The following is a 19,006-nucleotide window of genomic DNA, read 5'->3' on the forward strand; positions in this document are numbered from 1 at the left end:
GAAGGTCCATGAGTTCGAAAACCGGCCTGCTGGAAGTGATCGCGCTCACCGCCGCGGACGCGGAGCGCGCACAGGAGGGCGGGGCCGATCGCCTCGAACTGGTCAGCGACATGGCCAGCGACGGGCTCACGCCGTCGCTCGGGACGCTGCGCGAGGTGCTCGCCGCCACCGACCTCCCGGTGCGGGTCATGTTGCGGGACAACATGTCCTTCGCCGCCGGTGACCTCGACGGACTGCGCGCGGACACCGCGCGGCTGATCGACGCGGGTGCCAGGGAGTTCGTCTTCGGGTTCCTGGACGTGGAAAGCGAGATCGACGTCGACGCCTGCGAGACGCTGGTCAAGGAGCTGGACGGGCTGCCGTGGACCTTCCACCGCGCCATCGACCGCGCGCGGGATCCGTTGCGTGCCTACGACCGGCTGGCCGCGCTGGGCTGCGACACGGTGCTCGCCGCCGGGCATCCGCACGGGGTGGCGCACGGTCTTTCGGTGCTGCAGCGGCTGGCCCGCCGTACGGACGGGCCGCGGCTGCTGGTGGGCGGCGGTCTGCGGGCGCAGCAGGTGCACCTGCTGCGGGCCGGCGGGGTGCGTGCCTTCCACGTCGGCAGCGCGATCCGGCCGGATGGCTGGGAGTCCGATGTGGACGTCGCCGCCGTCCGCGAATGGGCGGCGCTGGTCAAGAACTGAGCGTGTCGCGGAGACGTTCGAGCGCGGCGGCGACGTCCCGTTCCGTCGCGGGGATGAGTGTCAGGCGCTCGTCGTCGTAATGCTTCGCGGTGGTGACGATCCAGCGGCCCTCGTCGGTGTCGTAAACCCGAAGAGGGTCGCTGACCACGCGGTTTCCGTCGGATTTCCGGGTTTCCGCGTACAGCTCCGCGATCACCCACGGCTCGAGCGCCGCGAACCGCTGCGCGCGCCGGACGTCCGCGCCGGGTGTCACCGCGCCGGCGACCTCTCGGCTCAGTGCCCGCAGTTCCGAGCGCAGCACCGTGATCGACGGGACCGTCGACTTGCCGACACCCGCCGGGAGGACACCGGCGAGCACACCGGTGAGCCGGTCCTTGTGGAACGTGCGCACGTAGACGTCGTCGCCGTCCCGCACCGCGACGAGCCGGAACCAGACGGAGCCGGCGACGAGCACCCCGAGGTTGGCTCCCGTGGCGGTATCGGCTATCCACCCGAAGGCCGCCTCCGGCGGGCCGGACAGCAGGGCGGCGATATCGGTGAAGCCCGGCTCGTCCGGGTCGTGCGGATCGGCGCCGTAGCGCGCTTTCGTGTCCGCAAGGGCTCTGTTGGCCTCCGCGCGGGCGGTGTCGTCCAGCCACACCGCCTGTGGCGCGAGAACGGGATGCAGCTCGCCGCCCGTGGCTTCGGTGACCAGGACGGCGAGCTGATCCACCGCGAACCGTTCCGGCTCGGTGAACCAGACCATTTACTTGCCGATGACCGGAGGTGTCGGTGCCATCCCCGTCGTCGGGTCGACGACCTTCTCGCCCTCTTCGCCAGGCAGGAAGTGGGAATCGTCGTCGAGGATGTACTTGCGGTGGTGCTCTTCGTCCTCGGCGCCCTTGCCGCGCTGACCGCCCGCGCCGGGTGTCATCCCGTTCGCACCCGGCTTGCCCGCCGTGCCGCCGCGCATCCCCGGCTCGGCCATGCCTCGGGTGCCTGCCGGGCCCGCCCCCGATCCCGGCCCGCCGCCGAGCCTTCCGGCCGTGCCACCGGTGCCCGGCCCGGGCACGCCGGTCCGTCCAGCACCCGGTCCGTTTGTGCGCCCTTCAGGTCCGGGTAAGCCCGGCGGGACCCAGTTCGGGCCTCCGCCTCCAGGCGGTCCGCTGACCGGCGTCCGAGGCACGTCGGTGACCGGCTGACGGACAGGATTCGGGCCTGGGTGATCTTCGACCGGCCGGGTGGTCTGATCGCCGTCGTCCGCTACCGGCGTGCGGTGGTTCGGCGGGACTTTCTGCGGCGGACCCTGCTGCGGGGGGTGCTGCTTCGGTGGGTCCTGCTGCGGGGGCGTCTGCGGTGGTGGTGCCTGCGGTGGTGGTGTCTGTTTCGATGGGTCCACTGTGGACTCGCCGGGCCTCGGCCCTTGCGCAGGCGTCCGCGGCGGCCCGTAAGCGCCACTCCTCTTTCGCTGCTCCGGCGCGCCACGGAACCCGTCGATCGCTCCAGGCTTCTCGCCTGGCGTCCCCTGCGAAACACTGAACGCGCCCGGGTCGATCGTGCCGTAGGTGACCGGCATCCTCGCCCCGTTGTCACCGGAGATCCGGGTCCAGCCGTCCATGACCGCCACATTGCTCTGCGCCGCGTTGTTCGCCGCCGTCGTGGCCTGGAAGTAATTCTTGGCACCGCCCTCGACCATCTCGTTGAACGAGGCGGGCATCGGCGGCACGGGCGGCACCGGCCGCACCGAGTTCTTGGTGACGTGAAAGCTGTCGACCTGGGTGCGCAGCAGATTGTCGGCGAACTCCATCTCACCGCCCGCCTGCCCGTGCGCGACCGCCAGCGGTCCGGCGCCACGCTGGGCAGCCCCGGAAGCCTCGCCCTGCCAATGCTCCTCGAGCGCCGCTGCCGCTTTGGTGATTTCCGCTTGCAGGTGACCGTATTCCACCCGGACCTCGGCCAGTTGCCGCTGTGCTGCTTCGAGACCGTCCGTGCCCGGGGCGTTGAGGAAGTTCTCGTAGATCTGCTGGCCTGTCATCGCACCCATCTCAAGCCCCCTTCTTGATGGTGTCGATCACGTCAGACGCGACGTTTTTCGCAGCAGTGCACACGTCGTTGCCCGCTCGGGCACGAACACTGACCGTAAAGAACAGCGCGTCCGTGATCGCGACTGATAAGACACAGTCTCCCTTGACGCGGTTGTCAACCAGTTCGTTGTACGCCGCCGGGTATTCATTGACTGCCGTCGGCTCGAAGTAGCCGTTCTTCCACCAGCCGGTCTCGTCGAGTGCGTAGAGGTTGCTCAGGCCGTTTTTTACGCTTGACACGTAGGTCAAGCCTGCGCCAGTGTCACCGTTTGGCCCGAACTCCCAGCTGCAGTTCGGGTCTCCGTTCAATATCGCCGGCTTGCCCGTTCCTTGCGAATTCAGCTTGTCCAATTGAGCTTGATCGAGACTTGTGCACGGTGCCGTCAGAAACTTGTCCGCGTTTAACGGCTGTCGTACCGAAGGGGCCTTCTGGGTCGGACTGGCGGCACCCGGACTACTTGGGGTAGCGCTTGGTAGTCCAGGCACCTCGCTACTGCAGCTTGCGACGGTTGCGAACAACACGCCGGCCATCGCCAGCTTGACCGATATGGAACGGTTGGTCATCGAGCAGACCATTTCTCGAAAAGCGAGCCGGTGTCTTCGTCAACTTGGCGATAGGTGCCGTTCGCTTTACGCAGGGCATCGAGCAGCCCTTGGGCGTACATCGAGATCGCCCTGTTGTGGTCTGCGGCTTTGATAAGTGACACGCGTGTCGCCTGTGCTTGGCTGACAGCGGGCGCATCGGGAGACGGTGGCGTCACACCCTGGGCCGCGTTGATCAGCTTGTAGTACTGATCCCGGCTGCGGCTCCGCAAGTCCTCGAATGTGCGGATCTGTGCGGCCAGTGCCTCAGGATCGATCCGGTACCCCGCACCACCCGCCGGAGTGGCCCCGAAGCTCATCCCGAGCTGATCGAACACATTGGGTGGCGGAGGCGGTTCCTTCAGGTTCGCGCGCAGGTTGGTGTCCGCGTTGGCGGTCTTGACCTGCCGCGCTATCTCCGCTTCGGCCTGCGTCCCTCTCCCGTCGCCGGGCTCGCCCATGACGTCCTCCCCTGTGGTCGTCCACACCCTCCGACGAAAGATCATAGGACATCGTTCCGCAACAATGGGATTACTCAGGGGAATCACTGAATGGGATTAACGCTTGCGATCACTGACGCCGCGATGGCGCGCGCGAATTCGCATCCGGTGCCGCCTTGGCGAGCATGATCGAGCACGGCGAAGAACAGCTGATCGGTGAGGGCGACGTTCAGGTCGCAGTTTCCGATCGGGCGATCGTCACTGGTCGCGGCGTAGACGCCGGGGTAGCCCGATACGGTGACGGGTTCGAAGTGGCCGTGCTTCCACGCATTATTTCGGCGGGTTTCGTAGAGCTGCTCGATGCCCTTGGTGATTTCGGAAAGAACAGGACGTCGATGGTGAGCGGCTGGTCGTCGGCGGTGATCATTTTACAGCCAGGGGTCTCGCCACGATCGGTCTCCTGGATGCGCATGACGGTCAGGTTGCCCGGAAAACTGCGCGAGGACAGGAGTCCGGTGGCATCGAGCGGTTTCGGAACAGGTGGTGCTTCGCGGCCGAGGCCGACGTCGATTACTTCCCGTGAGTGAGGCGATCCGCACGCCGAGACACAGGCGAGGAGCGCGACGATCGCGAAGAAGCGCTTTCACTGCTTCGCTCCCTTCGTGATGCAGGAGTCGCAGCGTTCGTGCTGTTTGATCTTGCCGGTCAGGTCGTGGCCGTAAAAGGGAAACATGCGGCGCCGCAATTCGCGACATAGAGGAGTCATAACCGCAGTCGCCCCTTGCCGACATAGTGAGCACGTCGGCTCTCTCGCGACGGGGTTCCGGCCTCGGGGATCCAGCCGCCCGCCGGTAGTCATTGAGCGGCAAGGCGATCCAGTTCGTCGGCATAGGTGATGTCTTCGGGCAACGTCGTGGCCACGCATTGAAACGGCAACACCAAATGGCGATCACCCGGTCGGGATCGTCGGACCCCGGTGACACCCTGCGCGCATGACGTGGCCACCCCGCGTGCACGTGCTTTCGGCGCGGCGATCCGGGCCGCGCGCAGGCGAAGAGGGATGGGGCTCCGTGAGCTTTTCCGGCTCGCGGAAGTTCCGAGCTGATGGTGCGCTTGGTTCGCAAGGAACTGCTCAACCGGCCGACACCGCGCTGCTCGGCGAGATCGCGCTCAGGCAGTGTGTCGGTGGCGACGCCGTGATGCGTGAGCAGCTGAGGCAATTACTCAAGGTCGCGCGCGGCGGGGGTGATCCAGGGGGTGCTCACCGAACTGGAAGGCCACGCACGGTGATTTGAGGTTGCATCTTCAACTACCGCGATCCGACCGGCTAGCGTGGGGGCATGGCTATCCGCACCGTACGTGACGCGACCAGGGAACTGCTGCGCGAACTGGGCCTGACCACGATTTTCGGCAATCCCGGTACGACTGAGATCGCTTTCCTCACCGATTGGCCCGACGACTTCACCTACGTCCTCGCGCTCCAGGAGGCGTCCGTCGTCGCCATGGCCGACGGATACGCACGCGCGTCGCGGCGTCCGGTACTGGTGAACCTGCACAGCGCCGGCGGCGTCGGGCACGCGCTCGGGCATGTCTTCACCGCCTATCGCAACAACGCCCCGCTGATCATCGTCGCCGGCCAGCAGACCCGCTCCCTGCTGCCGGACGAGCCCTTCCTCGGCGCCGTCGAGGCGACGAACTTCCCCAAGCCGTACGTCAAGTGGAGCTGCGAACCGGCAAGGGCCGAGGACGTCCCGGCGGCGCTGGCGCGGGCGTATCACCTGGCAACGCAGGCACCCATGGGTCCGGTGTTCGTCTCCGTCCCGGTGGACGACTGGGACGTCGAGACCACGAAGCCGAACCCGTCCCGCCCGCGTATCCCCGGTTTCGCGCCCGACCCGGCGGCACTGGCCGAACTGGTGTCCGCTTTGGACGCCGCCGAGCGGCCCGCGATCGTGGTCGGTCCTGGCGTCGACGACGAGGGTGCCGTGCCGGACGTCGTCGAGCTGGCCGAGAAGGTCGGTGCCGGGGTCTGGGCCTCGCCGATGTCTTCGCGCTGCTCCTTCCCCGAGGACCACCCGCAGTTCTTCGGTTTCCTCCAGCCGGAACGGCAGATGCTCGCGAGCGCGCTGACCGACCACGACCTCGTAGTGGTCATCGGCGCGCCGGCGTTCACCTATCACGTGTACCGCGGCGAGTCCGAGACGTCGCTGCCGCCGTTGTTCCTGGTCAGCGACGACGACCAGATCCTGGCGCGGGCCGCCGTCGGTACCGGGATCCGGGCGACGCCGAAGCTCGCGATCCGCTCGCTGGTGGAACTCGCCGCGACCCGGGAAGCGCCGAAGTCCCGCGCCCGGATGGAAAAGCCCGTGGCCGTCACGCCGATCTCGCCGGACTTCGCCTACGCCACGATCGCGGAAGTGCTGCCGGACAACGCGATCGTCGTCGAAGAGGCACCCAGCCACCGCAACGAGCTGCACGACCACTTGCCGATCACGTCCACCGACGCGGGTTTCCTCGCCGTCGCCAGCGGCACCCTCGGCTACGGGCTCCCGGCCGCCGTCGGCGCCGCGCTGGCCCGCCCGGACCGCAAGGTCGTCGCCATCCTCGGCGACGGGTCGAGTATGTACTGCATCCAGGCACTGTGGACGGCGGCGCAGCAGAACCTGCCGGTGACCTTCGTGATCTTCGACAACTCGCAGTACGCCGCGGTGCGCATCCTCGGCGAGGCGGCCGGCGGCGAGAAGGTGCCGGGCGTCGACCTCGGCGGCATCGATTTCCCCGCGCTGGCACAGAGCATGGGCCTGAGCACGTCGGTCGTGGAGAAGGCGGAGGACCTCAAGCCCACGCTGGAGGCCGCGCTGCCGGACGAGCGACCGCATCTCGTGCACGTCCGCATCGACCCGAATCCGCGCAAGCTGTACTGACCACAACCGCGACGAAGGGGACTTTCCTTGCGAATTTCGCAAGGAAAGTCCCCTTCAGCGCAGTCAGGAACTCTTCGAGCCGACGTCAGCGGGGGAGTCAGCGGCGGACTGCTGAGCCAGGTCCCACTCGGCCGCGTCGGAAGCGGCGGTGACGGCCTCGGGGGTGCCACCCTGCAGCAGGCGCGCCACCTCGCCGCGCAGCGTCACGAACTCGGCGGACTCGCGCGTGGTGATCTGGTTCCGCTCCGCGGGCAGCCCGACCGGCAGGTCCGCGACGATCGTGGCGGGCGACTTCGACAGCACCAGCACCCGGTCCGAGAGATAGACGCTCTCGTCGATGTCGTGCGTGACCACGAGAACCGTGCTGCCGTTCTCGCGCTGCACGCGCCGGGTCAGGTCTTCGAGTTCGAACCGCGTCTGCGCGTCGACCGAAGCGAACGGCTCGTCCATCAGCAGCAGCGCCGGTTGGCTGGCCAGCGCCCGCGCGATCGACACACGCTGCTGCATACCGCCCGAGAGCTGCCACGGGAACTTCGAGCCGACGCCGGACAGCCCGACGGACTCCAGCGCCTCCTGCGACCGCGTACGGCGCTCAGAACGGCTTAAATTGCGCCACCGCAACGGGAACTCGACGTTCTTCGCGACCGTGAGCCAGGGGAACAGCGAACGGCTGTAGTCCTGAAACACCACGGCCAGGTCCTCCGGCACGCCGGAGACGTCGTCGCCGTGCAGGCTGACCCGGCCGGACGTCGGCTTGACCAGCCCGGCGATGCACCGCAGCAGGGTCGACTTGCCGCAGCCCGACGGGCCCACGATGCTGGCGAGCTGACCCGCTTCCACGGTGAACGACAGGTCGTTGACCGCGACGTGCGCTTTTTCGCCGGCGCCGTAACGGTGGTTCAGCCCCGAGACCTCGAGCATGGTTGACATTTCGCTGACCCTTCGAAACTAGTTACGGCCGTTGCGGGTGGGCTGCCAGCGAAGCACTTTCTGCTCCACCGCTAGGAAGGCCGCGTTGAACCCGAAGCCGAGCAGTCCGAGCAGGACCAGCCACGACCACATGAGCGGGAAGTCGAACGCCTGCTGGGCGTCCATCAGGGAGCGGCCGATCCCGTTGTAGGAACCGACGAGCTCCGAGATCACCATCAGCAGCAGGGAGATGGACAGGCTGAGACGGAGGCCCGCGAAGATCTTCGGCCCGGCCGCGGGCAGCACGACCGAGCGCAGCCAGTACGACCGCGGCGTCCGGAACGAACGCGCGGTGTCCACCTTCACCTGGTCCACCGACCGGACGCCGTCGACCGTGTTGAGCAGCACCGGCCAGATCGCGCCGAAGATGATCGACCCGGTCTGCATCCCCGGCCCGAGTCCGAAAAGGACGATGAACACCGGGATCAGCGCCGGCGGCGGCACCGAGCGGAAGAACGCGAACAGCGGCCCGACGTAGTCCATCCCGGTCTTGGACCGTCCTAACGCGACACCCAGCGCGACGCCGACGATCCCGGCCAGCGCCCAGCCGCCGAGTGTCCGGCCGAGGCTCGGGAGGACGTTGCCGAATACGGTGTCGGTGAGGAACAGTTGCGACGCCGGACCGCTGAACCACAGCTTCGCCGAGGTGGTCGCGATTTCGGTCGGTGGCGGGAAGAACGGGCTGGTGGCGAGCCGGGTCGAGAGCTCCCAGATCCCGAGCAGGGCGAAGAACAGCAGCCAGTTGCGGAGCAGGATGCCGAGGCCGCGGCCGACCTGCCTGCCGACGCGGCTGGACAGCGTGAGGGTCGTCACGAGACAGCCTCCCGGTCGACGGTGCTCCAGCGGAAGGCCCGCCTGCCGATCATCTCCAGCCCGCCGTTGATCAGGAAGCCGAGCAGGCCGACCACCACGGTCCCGGCGAGCACGAGGTCGAACCTGGTCGAACCGGTGCTGGCCTGCATGATGAAGTTGCCGATGCCGAGTTTGGCGCCTGCCAGGAATTCGGTACTGACCACCGCGATCAGCGCGATGTTGGCGGACAGCCGGACCCCGGTGAACACGAACGGCGCGGTATGCGGCAGTGCCACCGACGTCAACGTCCGGAACTTGCCCGTACCGCAAGCCTTCGCGGTTTCCAGCAAGACGGGGTCGATCTCGCCGAGCGCGTAGATCGTGTTGAACATGATCGGCCACAGCGAGGCGTACACGGCCAGCGTGATCTTCGCTTCGGGGCCGCCGCCGATCAGCAGGAGCACCAGCGGGATCAGCGCGACGGCGGGGATCGGCCGCAGGAATTCGATGACCACCGCGGTCGCGGTGCGCAGCCCGGGGATGCTGCCCAGCAGCAGCCCGGCAGGCACGGCGATGGCGACCGAGATGATCAGCGCGATCGCCCACGCGAGGAAGGTGGCGATCAGGTCGCGGATGAATTGCACCTCGCCGAACTGTTCGAGGATCGTCACGACGACCACGGACGGCGGGGGGAGGAACTCTTGGCGGACCAGACCGGCCCGGACGATCACTTCCCAGATCAGGAAGAAACCGGCCAGACCGGCCAGGGCACGGAGAAGTCGTGGCACCTTTACCTTTATCCAGCTTGAGGGGCGAGCATCGAGGCGGCGTCGAGCTTTGCCGTCAGCACGCCGGTCTGCAGCAGCAGGTCCGGTACGCGCTGGATGCGGCGCGGGTCCAGGGTGGACCCGAACGTCGGCAGCGTGAGCAGCGACGCGGTTTCGGCGTCGACCCTGGCGTACTTGACGATCAGCGGTTCGATCTTGGAACGGTCGGCCGAATCGCGCACCGCTTTGGTCAGTGCACGCTGGAACGCGGCCAGCGTCTTCGGGTTCTTGTCCACAAAGGAGCCGAGCGCGCCGAAGCCCGCCAGTGGGAAGTCCTGGGTGGCACCGGTCGCGATGTCGACGACCGGGGTGGCGCCTGCCACCTTCGACGCCTGGGTCAGGAACGGCTCGGGCAGGTAGCCCGCGTCGACCTGGCCAGAGGCGAGCGCCGAGGCGATGTTCGGCAACGCCATCGGCACCCACTGGACCTTGCTGGTGTCGACGCCGTGGTCCTTCATCACCGAGACGGTGAGCAGATGAGAGGCGGTGTTCTTGTCGGTGATCGCGATCTTCTTGCCCGCGAGGTCGTTGATCGTCTTGACCGGCGAGTTCGGGACGGTGACCACCGCGTTGCTCTTGGGGCTGGCCGACACGGAGTCGGCGACGAGCCGGATGTCCGCCGCGTTCTTGCTCTTCGCGATGAAGAACGGCATGTAGGTGGAGAAGGCGACGTCGACCTCGCCGGCGATCATCTTGGTCATCGACGCCTGACCACTGGGGGCGTCGACAGCTTCGACCTCGAGGCCTTCGGCCTTGAAGTAGCCACCCTCCTGCGCCAGCCGCAGCGGCGCGAGGTCGACGACGGGCAGCAGGGCGACCTTGATCTTCGGCTTCTCCACAGCGCCGTCACCAGCGGCCGCGTTGGACGAATCGTCACCCCCGAGGGCTCCGCACCCGCCGACCGCGGCCAGCATGAGCGCGCTCAGGGCGACACCGATGGCACCCCGTCGTCGACGTGCACCGCTTCTGCTCATGGCGTTTCGAAACAAAGCCAACTCCTCGGAAACAATGAATCACCATTGGGGGATTTCCATCAGTGTCGTGGCTTCATTCCGCCAGGCACGCGGTCACCTTAGAAGTTTGCCCACCCGCTCACAATGGGTGTGGCGAGCGGGTGATCATTATTAGGCCATTCGCCTGATCGCCTGATCACCCGCTCGGACATCGCTACTTTTAGTGACCGAATTACTGAGGAAACGGCAATTCGGAGTAACCGCGTGTCATCAACTAGTGGTCTGCTCCGCGATCATCGGTGCGACGTCGATCTTGGTCTGGATCGCGCCCATCTGCAGGAGCAGGTCCGGGACCCGCTGGATGCGGCGAGGGTCCAGGGTGGACTGGAAGGTCAGCAGCGTGGTCAGCGCGGCGGTGTCCTGGTCGATCTTGGCGTACTTGACCAGCAGCGGCTCGATTTTGGAGCGGTCGGCCGCGTCGCGGGTGGCCTTCTGCATGGCGCGCTGGAAGGCGGCCACCGTCTTCGGGCTCTCCTTGACGAATTTGCCGAGTGAGCCGTAGCCCGCGGTGGGGAAGTCCTGGGTGGCGCCGGTGGCGGTGTCCACGACCGGGACGGTGCCCGCCTGCTTCGCGGTCTGGGTGATGAAGGGCTCGGTCAGGAAGCCGGCGTCGATGTCGCCGTTCTTGAGCGCGGAACCGATGTTCGGCAGCGGGATCGGCACCCACTGGACCTTGGTGGCGTCGACGCCATGGTCCTTCATGACCGACTTGGACAGCGTGTCGGACACGGTGTTCGGCGCGGTGATGCCGATCTTCTTGCCCGCCAGGTCGCTGACACTCTTCACCGACGACGTCGGCAGCGTGACCAGCATGGTGCTCTTCGGCCCTGCCGAGGAGGCGTCCGCGACCAGCTTGATGTCGGCGGTGCCCTTGCTCGCCGCGATGAAGAACGGCGTGTAGCTCGCGTACGCGATGTCGACCTCGCCGCCGATCAGCTTGGTCAGCGAGACCTGGCCGGTGGCGGCTTCGATCGCTTCGACCTCGAGGCCCTCGTTCTTGAAGTAACCGCCGTCCTGCGCGAGGCGGAGGGGAGCGAGGTCGATGGTCGACATCACGGCGACCTTGATCTTCGACTTCTCGAGGTTCCCGGAGCCGCCTGAGGAGGAAGAATCGTCCCCGCCGAGTAGGCCGCAGCCGCTGACGGACGCCGAAAGGATGGCCGTCATCGCGAGTGCGAGTGCCCCACGCCGCCCCAGACCGGCGCTCAAGACCTTCTTCGAGCTTGCAGAGCCAAGCAAGTGGTGCTCCTGATCAAGGGAGGACACGTATGTGACGTGGCCTGATGTGGATTGCGGAAGTGACTCATTGGCCGGAGTCACGGGCCCACTGTAGAGAACCAACAACGTGCTTACAATGGGTGGTCATCCTATGATCCCTCGTGGTAACGATCACCCGAACAGGTTGTTTGTCAAAAGTGAACACAACTCGGCGTGTTCGTTGCGACGAGTGGCAACGGTTTGTTGCCAACTGAGCCACAACAGGTCAAGACCCGTCCGGTGGCTTCTCCCATGTCTTGTCCAAAGGGTTACATCTGGGCCTGCCGTTCGCTACCCTCATGCACCGGTAGTGAGGTGTGGACCACTGATGTAGTGAAAGAGAGTGCCTTGGATGGCCGAACGCTCTGGACCTTTCCCGAGGTGCAAGGCACTCTGTGTCGAACAAGTACGTGTCCTCCGAACGAGTGGCGGACACGACCGTGCTTCACTGGTGCGCCCTCGTGCACTGGCGGGCTAGGCCGAATAGACCAATGACGCCAGGCGGGATTTCGGTCAAGTGCACCTGAGAGACTGCGTCAAAGACGACCGCCTCATTCGGACGAGTGAGAACTCGCACCGTGCGTACCCCTGCCAGATGGCGGGAGTGAGCGCGTAGTGGTCCCCGACAACCGACCAAGACAGCAGTACGGCCAGCTCGAGAACGGCATGTCCAAAATGGGCTTTCCCGGCCCGGATGAAGATGATGGTGGTGCGGCGGTGCCGAACGAAGACACCGCGGGGGTGGGAGGGACCCCTGCGCGGGCAACCGGAGACGGTCCTGACGGGAAGGCCGGGTCGTTCCTTGGCCTGCGTAACTGGCGTCTGCGATCCAAGCTCGCGGCCGTCCTGATCATCCCGACGCTGACCGCGCTCGCACTCGGCACGCTGCGTGTGATCGACGACGGCGGCGAGGCCGCCCGGTTCCAGGACACGGCCGACCAGGTCGCGTTCGCCGACAAGATCACGCTCGTGGTGCATGAACTGCAGAGCGAACGCGCGCTCGCCGTCGCTCGGATCGCCTCCGCCGACGGATCGCGCCAGACCGGTCTCGACGCGCAGATCGCCAAGGTCGACCGCGCCGTCGACGACCTGCGGTCTTCGGCGAACCAGATCAACCCGGACGACCAGGACACGAGGGACCGCTACTCGCGTGGTCTGCAGCGGCTCGACGCCCTGCGCCCGCTGCGTGGCGCGATGAACACCTCGCTGCTGGGCGACACCCCGGTCCTCATCGCCTACTCCGGCATCCTCGATTCGCTGGTCCAGCTCGGCCGCGAGGTGACAACCGCGGTGGCCAACCGCGACGTGCTCCGGCTCGGTGTCACCGTGCAGGCCATCAGTGAGAGCAAGGAGTTCATCGCCCGCGGTGACGCGGCGCTGCTGATCGCCTCCTTCCGCTCCTCGTTCCCCGGCGACCTGTTCGACCAGGCCCGCTCGGCGGTCGCCAGCGGCGACGCCTCGACAGCGGCCTTCATCGCCAACGCCAGCCCCGAACAGCGGCAGCTCTACTCGGACACCTTCTCCGGTCCCGAGGTCGACGACCGCCGCCGGATCACCACGATGGCGTTCTCGCTGCATCAGCAGAACGCGTCGCAGTCGATCGACAACGTCGCACTGGGCAACGACAGCCGCGTCGCGCTGGACAGGCTGCGCGCGGTCGAGACCAATCTGCTCGGCCAGCTGCGGGCACAGGCCGACGGACTGGCGACCGACGCGATCAACTCGGCCTGGATCGGCGGCGCGATCGTCCTGCTGGCCCTGCTCGCGGCGCTCGCACTGATGCTCGTCATCGCCCGGCTGATGCTGCGCCCGCTCCGGGTGCTGCGGAAGACCGCGCTCGACGTCGCCTACACCAGGCTGCCGGAAACCGTGCAGGCGATCCTGGACGACCCGGATCCGATCAACGCCTCGAAGCGCAAGATCGAGCCGGTGCCGGTCACCTCGCGCGACGAGATCGGTGAAGTGGCGCGTTCGTTCGACATCGTCCACGAACAAGCCGTCAAGATGGCCGCCGAGCAGGCTCTCCTGCGCGAGAACGTCAACGGCATCTTCGTGAACCTGTCCCGCCGGTCGCAGCGGCTGGTGGAACGCCAGCTCGGCGTGATCGACCGGCTCGAAGCCGACGAGCAGGACCCGGACCATTTGGCCAGCCTGTTCGAGCTCGACCACCTCGCCACGCGGCTGCGCCGCAACGGTGAAAGCCTTCTGGTGCTCTCGGGCGCCGGTCTCGCGAAGTCGGTGCCCAAGCCGGTGCCCGCCGCCGACGTCATCGGCGCGGCGGTCTCGGAGATCGAGCAGTACGCCCGGATCGAGATCGGGATCGTTCCCGAGGTCGCGGTGCAGGGCCTGACGATCCACGACCTCGTGCACGTGCTCGCGGAACTGCTGGACAACGCCACCTACTTCTCCGAGCCGGAGACGAAGGTGACCGTCCGCGCGGTGATCACCCGCAAGAAGGCACTCGCCATCCAGGTCACCGACCACGGTGTCGGCATGACCGAGGACCGGCTCGCCGAAGTCAACCAGAGGCTCGCCGACCCGCCGGACCTGGACGTCTCGGTGACCCGGCGAATGGGCCTGTACGTGGTCGCGCGCCTGGCGCGCCGCCACGGCATCGAGGTCCGGCTCCGGGAGAACGAGGACATCGAAGGCGGCGTGATCGCGCGGGTCGTCGTGCCCGCCGAGCTGCTCACGCAGATGCGGCCGGGCGTGCGGAACACCCCGCCGCCGTCGAACCGCTCGGAAACGTCCATGCCGTCGATGTCGGAGATGTCGACGTCCTTGCCGAGCATCCCGGCGTCCGACCGCGGCCTGGAGATGACCCCGCCCCCGCCGTCGAAGCCGCCGTCGCATCAGCCGATCGCGAACCAGGGCGGACTCGTTCCGCTCGATCAGCCGATCAGCCTCGACGACCTGGTCGCCGGCAAGAACGCGGCCGGGCCGTTCCTCAGCCCCGCCGCGCCGCCAGAGGAGTCCCCGGCGTGGCCGACGGCCGAGGACCTGTCCCCGCTGCCGAACGGTGACGGCGCGTCCAGCGGCACGGAGACACAGTTCGCGTCGCTCGTGCTGCCGAAGCGGGAGCCCCGCTACGTCCCGGTGACCCCGGCCGAGCCGCCGCGGCAGCAAGAGGAGCCTTCGGACGCCGGCAAGTCCGCGCTCGAAGACGACGTCCCCACCAGGCGCCTTCCGATCTACCAGTCGGTGCTTTCGCGCTGGTTCAGCGAAGGCGACGAGGCGACGAGTGACACGCCGACGACCTACACCGAGCCGGTCGAGCCCGTCGAGTCGGACGTGCCCGAACAGAGCCGCGACGGCCTCCACGAGCCCGCCTTCGGAGAGACTCTCGAAGAGTCATTGCCCACTCGGACCCCGCAGAGTGTTCCGCCGGAGACGGCGCTCCAGGACAATGGCTGGGTCAGCGCGTCGGATGACGGCTGGCAGGCGGCTCAGGTCCTGTACGGAGACCGGAATGACGAGGTCACCCCGGCGGGCCTGCCCAAACGGGTGCCGAACCAGTACCTCGTGCCCGGCTCGATCGGCGGGAACGAGCCGAAGAAGGAAGACTCGTTCGCCGACAAGACCTCCGGAATGCCGGGGACGGGTGCTATCGCCCGCTCGGCGACGGCGGCGAGGAGCCGGATGGCAAGCTTCCAGCAGGGCTACAAGTCGGGACGGCACGCGTTGAAGGATCGACCGCTCGACGCGCTGGATGACAACGGCGTTCCGGTGACCGGCGGAGGTTCCTCCGCCGATGACAGCAGTGAGGAGTGAAAGTGACACGGGCGGGTGCGATGCAGCCGGGTGGTCCGGCGCAGCCTGGCGGCCAGGCGCAGGGTAGAGGGCACACGAGCAGCTTTGCCTGGCTGATCACGGATTTCGTGCACCGGGTCCCGGGCGCGGCGCATGCCGTGGTGGTGTCGGCGGACGGTTTGCTCCTGGCCTCCTCGAAGGGTCTCCCCAAGGACCGGGCCGACCAGCTCGCCGCCGTCTCGTCGGGGCTCACCAGCCTCGCGCGTGGTGCGGCGAAGGTGTTCGAAGGCGGCACGGTCGCGCAGACGGTGGTCGAGATGGCCAACGGCTTCCTCTTCCTGATGGCGGTGTCCGACGGTTCCTGTCTGGCGGTCCTCGGGTCGCCGGAGAGTGACATCGGCCTGGTCGTCTACGAGATGACCTTGCTGGTGGAACGCGTGGGGCAACAGCTGACACCGGAGATGCGCGCGCAGCTGCAGGGCGCGTCGGTCCGCCGCTGAGCGACCGGGAACCGAGGGGAATGCCGTGGACGACGGACGCTTGAGGGGCGATGGCCGGCTCGGTGACGACTTCTCCGGTGGGTGGTCGGAACGTGACGACGGACGGGAGGACTGGACGTCCTTCCGGGACCGGGTCGACCGCGAATGGCGATCGCGCCGGGCACAGGGGTCGGACAACGACCCCGTGTCCCCGGACGAGGCCTCCCGCTGGCTGACCGATTCGAACGCGGGACAGGGACCCGCCGATTTCAGCGTCACGGACTACCGGGAACGCCTGCTCGGCGGGCCCGGGGCGGAACTGTTCGGTGGCGGCAGCGGTCCGCTGTACGACTCCGGCGAGTTCGCCAAGTTCTCTTTCGACAAGGAGGAGGAGCGCCGGGCGGCGGCCGCGGCCGCCGATCCGCTCGCCGCGGCACTGCCGCAGCAGGCGCAGAACGAATACGTCGACGAGCCGTACACCGACGACGTCGAATCCTCCGGACTGGTCCGGCCGTATTTCCGCACGCGGGGACGGACCAAGCCGACGTACGACCTTGCCATCGAGGCGTTGATCTCGACCAGTGAACAGGGACGTGTGCTCGACAGGGTGCGCGTTCCCGAACACCGGTCGATCTGCGACCTTTGCCTGGACACCCGGTCCGTCGCCGAAGTCGCGGCGCTGCTGCGCCTGCCGCTCGGCGTGGTCCGGGTGCTGATCGGAGACGTGGCCGGCCTCGGTCTGGTCCTGGTGCACACCGCCAGCCAGAACGTCGGTGACCGGCCCAGTATCGAGTTCATGGAGAGGGTGCTCAGTGGGCTTCGGAGAATTTGACTCCGACGCGAATGCGCCGCAGGTGACCGGACCGACTACGTCGGCCAAGATCGTGGTCGCTGGCGGATTCGGCTCGGGGAAGACCACGCTGGTCGGAGCGGTTTCGGAGATCGATCCGCTGACCACCGAGGCCATGATGACCGAGGCCAGTACCGGCGTCGACGACAATTCGGCCACCCCGAACAAGTCGACGACGACCGTGGCCATGGACTTCGGCCGGATTTCGCTGGACTCGGACCTGGTGCTTTACGTGTTCGGTACGCCGGGCCAGCACCGGTTCTGGTTTATGTGGGACGACCTCGCGGTCGGCGCCATCGGCGCGGTCGTGCTGGTCGACACGCGGCGGCTCGCCGACGCGTTCCCGTCGATCGACTTCTTCGAGAACCGGAAGCTGCCGTACGTCGTCGCGATCAACTGCTTCGACCGGCTGCTGCACCACCAGATCGAGGACGTCCGGCACGCGCTGACGATCTCACCGTCCGTGCCGATCATGGCCTGTGACGCTCGGGAACGTGAGTCCGCCAAGCAGGTGTTGATCTCGGTCGTGCAGCACGCCATCGCACACGATTCGGCGTTGCGCGCGGGATAGGGCAGACGAAAACCCGGAGCGGATGCGGCCGTTGGAGTGAACTCGGCAGGCTTCACCCGCTTCGGGGATCGGCGTCACCGGCCGGACTGAACGCGGGGCGATCCCTTTCACGCGATCCGGTGCGGGTCCTACCCGATCGAGCGATCGAAATGCCGGTGACCTGCGAGGACGCCGAGTCACGCCAGGTCGCATCCGGCCACCACGGGGTGACCCACGAATGCGTGGTTCGCGATGGGTCGACGCGGTGAGCGGCTGGACGCCTACGTTCGGTGAACACTCTTGGCCGGGTGGCGGACTCGACACGATCGGCGGGACGAATACGCTGGGTGGAGGCGTCTTTCGGCTCTGCCGGTGCCTTGTCGGTGCTGGTCGGTGAGAGATGTCCGGACCACCGCGCCCAGGTGGTCTTGTGACGCAGCGAGGAGGGACTTGTGACGGCTTCCGGGCAGCAACAGAGCTCGTTCGGCTGGCTCATCACGGATTTCGCGCGCCGGGTACCCGGCGCCGCGCACGCCGTGCTGGTCTCAGCGGACGGCCTGCTCCTCGCGCCGTCCGAAGGGCTGCCGCAGGAACGCGCCGAACAGCTGTCCGCGGTCGCCTCCGGCCTGATCAGCCTGACCGCCGGCGCGGCGCGCTGCTTCGACGCGGGCGGGGTCAACCAGACCGTCGTCGAGATGGAACGCGGATACCTCTTCCTCATGTCGGTCGCGGACGGCTCGTCACTCGCCGTACTGGCGGCTCCGACCTGTGACATCGGCACCGTTGCCTACGAGATGACCCTGCTCGTCGAGCGGGTCGGCCAGCAGATCACCCCCGAGCTGCGGGCGCAGCTGCAGGGCGGCGTACGTGGGTAGCCGCCGATGAAGATCACCGGGTTCACCGAGCCGGAGCCGTCCGGCTGGGACTCCCTCTATCAAGGCACCGAGCGCGAATCCTTCGACTCCCCGAGCCGGTTCGAGCTGAGCTCGATCAGCACGGTCATGCCACGACGTCCGATCGAGCCGCCGGAGCCGGTCCACACGATCCCCACGCCGTCACCGATCCGGCAGTCGCCGCCGCGTCCGGCGCCCTCTTCTTCGAATAGCGCGCCCGCTTCGGTCTACCTGCCGTCCGTGGGCTCCCGGGTCCGGCCGTACACCCGCACCGGCGGTCGTACGCGCACCGCGCACGACCTGGCGCTGGAGGCGCTGGTGTCGACCAGCGACCAGGGCCGCCGCTACCGAGGGGTGCGGACCCCGGAACACCGGCAGATCTGCGACCTCTGCCTCGACACCCGTTCGATCGCGGAGATCGCCGCGCATCTGCGGCTGCCGCTGGGCGTCGTGAAGGTGCTCGTCGGCGACATGGCGGACGCGGGCCTGGTGCTGATCCACCAGACCGAGCTGATCATGGGTGACTCCACTTCGCGCGCCTTCATGGAACGCGTCCTTCAAGGCCTCCGGGCCCTCTAGCCCCTCCCGCGTTTAGTCCTCTAGTTGCGCCTTCTGCTCAGACCCTGCACACCGAGTTCGGCATCCAGGCACGCGAGTTACGCGCTCAAGCACGCGAGTTACGCGCTTAAGCACGCGAGTTACGCCCCTGAGCACGCGAGTTACGTGTTTGAGCACGCGAGTCACGCCTTCGCCTTGGTGCAAGTGGTCACGCCGTTGACTACTTTGAGGTGACCAGTCGGCACTTGTGGTAGTGAACTGCGCTGCTTCTCGATAGAATCGCCAAGTACTTCCGCGAGAACTCGATCAACGCCGGACTGCGCGAGCAGCGCATCGGCAACCGGCTCGCCCTCGTCGGCGCGAACAGGAACGG

Annotated in this window: 20 protein-coding genes and 1 pseudogene; 10 read left to right on the forward strand and 11 right to left on the reverse strand. The window is 67.3% G+C overall.

What is annotated here, in order from left to right; translation table 11 throughout:
* Positions 1-8: 8 nt before the first annotated feature.
* A complete protein-coding gene (locus AB0M65_RS22815) occupies positions 9-686 on the forward strand; it encodes a copper homeostasis protein CutC (protein ID WP_364030761.1) in 678 nt (225 codons plus the stop codon).
* Here AB0M65_RS22815 and AB0M65_RS22820 read toward each other — a convergent pair.
* The 5 genes from AB0M65_RS22820 to AB0M65_RS22840 all read right to left on the reverse strand — a co-directional run bounded on the left by AB0M65_RS22820 (position 676) and on the right by AB0M65_RS22840 (position 4,145).
* Positions 676-1,431: an ESX secretion-associated protein EspG gene (locus AB0M65_RS22820; RefSeq protein ID WP_364030764.1), complete on the reverse strand. Its 756-nt coding sequence runs from the start codon at positions 1,429-1,431 to the stop codon at positions 676-678. The genes AB0M65_RS22815 and AB0M65_RS22820 overlap by 11 nt on opposite strands.
* Positions 1,432-2,709 (reverse strand): hypothetical protein, encoded by a 1,278-nt coding sequence (locus AB0M65_RS22825; RefSeq protein ID WP_364030767.1) that lies wholly within the window; start codon positions 2,707-2,709, stop codon positions 1,432-1,434.
* A gap of 1 nt (position 2,710) precedes the next feature.
* Complete coding sequence (locus AB0M65_RS22830) at positions 2,711-3,313, reverse strand: DUF3558 domain-containing protein (protein ID WP_364030770.1); 603 nt, start codon at positions 3,311-3,313, stop codon at positions 2,711-2,713.
* A complete protein-coding gene (locus AB0M65_RS22835; RefSeq protein WP_364030773.1) occupies positions 3,310-3,792 on the reverse strand; it encodes a hypothetical protein in 483 nt (160 codons plus the stop codon). Before AB0M65_RS22835 ends, AB0M65_RS22830 begins: the two co-directional genes overlap by 4 nt.
* 83 nt (positions 3,793-3,875) lie before the next feature.
* Positions 3,876-4,145: a DUF3558 family protein gene (locus AB0M65_RS22840; protein ID WP_364030809.1), complete on the reverse strand. Its 270-nt coding sequence runs from the start codon at positions 4,143-4,145 to the stop codon at positions 3,876-3,878.
* 531 nt (positions 4,146-4,676) lie between these two features.
* On the opposite strand from AB0M65_RS22840, the pseudogene AB0M65_RS22845 reads away from it, so the two are divergent.
* From AB0M65_RS22845 to mdlC, 3 genes and pseudogenes are all read left to right on the forward strand, one after another.
* Positions 4,677-4,751, forward strand: a pseudogene (locus tag AB0M65_RS22845) (hypothetical protein); the annotation flags it as partial.
* Positions 4,752-4,763: 12 nt separating this feature from the next.
* Positions 4,764-5,066, forward strand: a complete 303-nt coding sequence (locus AB0M65_RS22850; protein ID WP_364030776.1) for a Scr1 family TA system antitoxin-like transcriptional regulator — start codon at positions 4,764-4,766, stop codon at positions 5,064-5,066.
* A 45-nt stretch (positions 5,067-5,111) separates the two neighbouring features.
* The gene (gene mdlC / locus AB0M65_RS22855; RefSeq protein WP_364030779.1) at positions 5,112-6,695 is read left to right on the forward strand and encodes a benzoylformate decarboxylase; all 1,584 of its coding nucleotides are present in this window, start codon (positions 5,112-5,114) and stop codon (positions 6,693-6,695) included.
* Positions 6,696-6,758: 63 nt separating this feature from the next.
* Here mdlC and AB0M65_RS22860 read toward each other — a convergent pair whose 3' ends face one another.
* From AB0M65_RS22860 to AB0M65_RS22880, 5 genes are all read right to left on the reverse strand, one after another.
* Entirely contained in the window at positions 6,759-7,625 is an 867-nt protein-coding gene (locus tag AB0M65_RS22860; protein ID WP_364030782.1) for an ABC transporter ATP-binding protein, read from the reverse strand.
* Between the two features lie 18 nt (positions 7,626-7,643).
* On the reverse strand, positions 7,644-8,477 hold the full coding sequence (locus AB0M65_RS22865; RefSeq protein WP_364030785.1) for an ABC transporter permease: 834 nt from the start codon (positions 8,475-8,477) through the stop codon (positions 7,644-7,646).
* Positions 8,474-9,244, reverse strand: coding sequence for an ABC transporter permease (locus AB0M65_RS22870; RefSeq protein WP_364030788.1), 771 nt, complete (start codon positions 9,242-9,244; stop codon positions 8,474-8,476). The genes AB0M65_RS22865 and AB0M65_RS22870 overlap by 4 nt, the downstream gene beginning before the upstream one ends.
* An 8-nt stretch (positions 9,245-9,252) precedes the next feature.
* Positions 9,253-10,197 carry an ABC transporter substrate-binding protein gene (locus tag AB0M65_RS22875; protein ID WP_364030812.1) on the reverse strand — a complete coding sequence of 315 codons (945 nt, stop codon included), beginning with the start codon at positions 10,195-10,197 and terminating at the stop codon, positions 9,253-9,255.
* A 309-nt stretch (positions 10,198-10,506) separates the two neighbouring features.
* On the reverse strand, positions 10,507-11,463 hold the full coding sequence (locus AB0M65_RS22880; protein WP_364030815.1) for an ABC transporter substrate-binding protein: 957 nt from the start codon (positions 11,461-11,463) through the stop codon (positions 10,507-10,509).
* Between the two features lie 756 nt (positions 11,464-12,219).
* Between AB0M65_RS22880 and AB0M65_RS22885 the strand changes: the two genes are divergently transcribed.
* From AB0M65_RS22885 to AB0M65_RS22910, 6 genes are all read left to right on the forward strand, one after another.
* Positions 12,220-15,324, forward strand: a complete 3,105-nt coding sequence (locus tag AB0M65_RS22885; protein ID WP_364030818.1) for a nitrate- and nitrite sensing domain-containing protein — start codon at positions 12,220-12,222, stop codon at positions 15,322-15,324.
* A gap of 20 nt (positions 15,325-15,344) precedes the next feature.
* Entirely contained in the window at positions 15,345-15,803 is a 459-nt protein-coding gene (locus tag AB0M65_RS22890) for a roadblock/LC7 domain-containing protein (protein WP_364030821.1), read from the forward strand.
* A gap of 25 nt (positions 15,804-15,828) precedes the next feature.
* A complete protein-coding gene (locus AB0M65_RS22895; protein WP_364030791.1) occupies positions 15,829-16,614 on the forward strand; it encodes a DUF742 domain-containing protein in 786 nt (261 codons plus the stop codon).
* Positions 16,595-17,203, forward strand: coding sequence for an ATP/GTP-binding protein (locus AB0M65_RS22900; protein WP_364030794.1), 609 nt, complete (start codon positions 16,595-16,597; stop codon positions 17,201-17,203). The genes AB0M65_RS22895 and AB0M65_RS22900 overlap by 20 nt, the downstream gene beginning before the upstream one ends.
* Before the next feature lie 431 nt (positions 17,204-17,634).
* Positions 17,635-18,057, forward strand: a complete 423-nt coding sequence (locus tag AB0M65_RS22905) for a roadblock/LC7 domain-containing protein (protein ID WP_020631857.1) — start codon at positions 17,635-17,637, stop codon at positions 18,055-18,057.
* Between the two features lie 6 nt (positions 18,058-18,063).
* The gene (locus tag AB0M65_RS22910; protein ID WP_364030797.1) at positions 18,064-18,654 is read left to right on the forward strand and encodes a DUF742 domain-containing protein; all 591 of its coding nucleotides are present in this window, start codon (positions 18,064-18,066) and stop codon (positions 18,652-18,654) included.
* Between the two features lie 161 nt (positions 18,655-18,815).
* On the opposite strand, the gene AB0M65_RS22915 is transcribed toward AB0M65_RS22910, so the two are convergent.
* A partial coding sequence (locus AB0M65_RS22915; RefSeq protein WP_364030800.1) for a hypothetical protein occupies positions 18,816-19,006 on the reverse strand: 191 nt, incomplete at its 5' end.

It is taken from the genome of Amycolatopsis sp. NPDC051071 (genome assembly GCF_040682875.1).
GTDB lineage: Bacteria > Actinomycetota > Actinomycetes > Mycobacteriales > Pseudonocardiaceae > Amycolatopsis.

What these genes read in the sequence shown, in the direction of transcription:
- AB0M65_RS22815 (WP_364030761.1), top strand. Translation starts at nt 9, where the DNA reads ATGAGTTCGAAAACCGGCCTGCTGGAAGTGATCGCGCTCACCGCCGCG.
- AB0M65_RS22820 (WP_364030764.1), bottom strand. Translation starts at nt 1,431, where the DNA reads ATGGTCTGGTTCACCGAGCCGGAACGGTTCGCGGTGGATCAGCTCGCC.
- AB0M65_RS22825 (WP_364030767.1), bottom strand. Translation starts at nt 2,709, where the DNA reads ATGGGTGCGATGACAGGCCAGCAGATCTACGAGAACTTCCTCAACGCC.
- AB0M65_RS22830 (WP_364030770.1), bottom strand. Translation starts at nt 3,313, where the DNA reads ATGACCAACCGTTCCATATCGGTCAAGCTGGCGATGGCCGGCGTGTTG.
- AB0M65_RS22835 (WP_364030773.1), bottom strand. Translation starts at nt 3,792, where the DNA reads ATGGGCGAGCCCGGCGACGGGAGAGGGACGCAGGCCGAAGCGGAGATA.
- AB0M65_RS22850 (WP_364030776.1), top strand. Translation starts at nt 4,764, where the DNA reads ATGACGTGGCCACCCCGCGTGCACGTGCTTTCGGCGCGGCGATCCGGG.
- mdlC (WP_364030779.1), top strand. Translation starts at nt 5,112, where the DNA reads ATGGCTATCCGCACCGTACGTGACGCGACCAGGGAACTGCTGCGCGAA.
- AB0M65_RS22860 (WP_364030782.1), bottom strand. Translation starts at nt 7,625, where the DNA reads ATGTCAACCATGCTCGAGGTCTCGGGGCTGAACCACCGTTACGGCGCC.
- AB0M65_RS22875 (WP_364030812.1), bottom strand. Translation starts at nt 10,197, where the DNA reads ATGCTGGCCGCGGTCGGCGGGTGCGGAGCCCTCGGGGGTGACGATTCG.
- AB0M65_RS22880 (WP_364030815.1), bottom strand. Translation starts at nt 11,463, where the DNA reads ATGACGGCCATCCTTTCGGCGTCCGTCAGCGGCTGCGGCCTACTCGGC.
- AB0M65_RS22885 (WP_364030818.1), top strand. Translation starts at nt 12,220, where the DNA reads ATGTCCAAAATGGGCTTTCCCGGCCCGGATGAAGATGATGGTGGTGCG.
- AB0M65_RS22890 (WP_364030821.1), top strand. Translation starts at nt 15,345, where the DNA reads ATGCAGCCGGGTGGTCCGGCGCAGCCTGGCGGCCAGGCGCAGGGTAGA.
- AB0M65_RS22910 (WP_364030797.1), top strand. Translation starts at nt 18,064, where the DNA reads ATGAAGATCACCGGGTTCACCGAGCCGGAGCCGTCCGGCTGGGACTCC.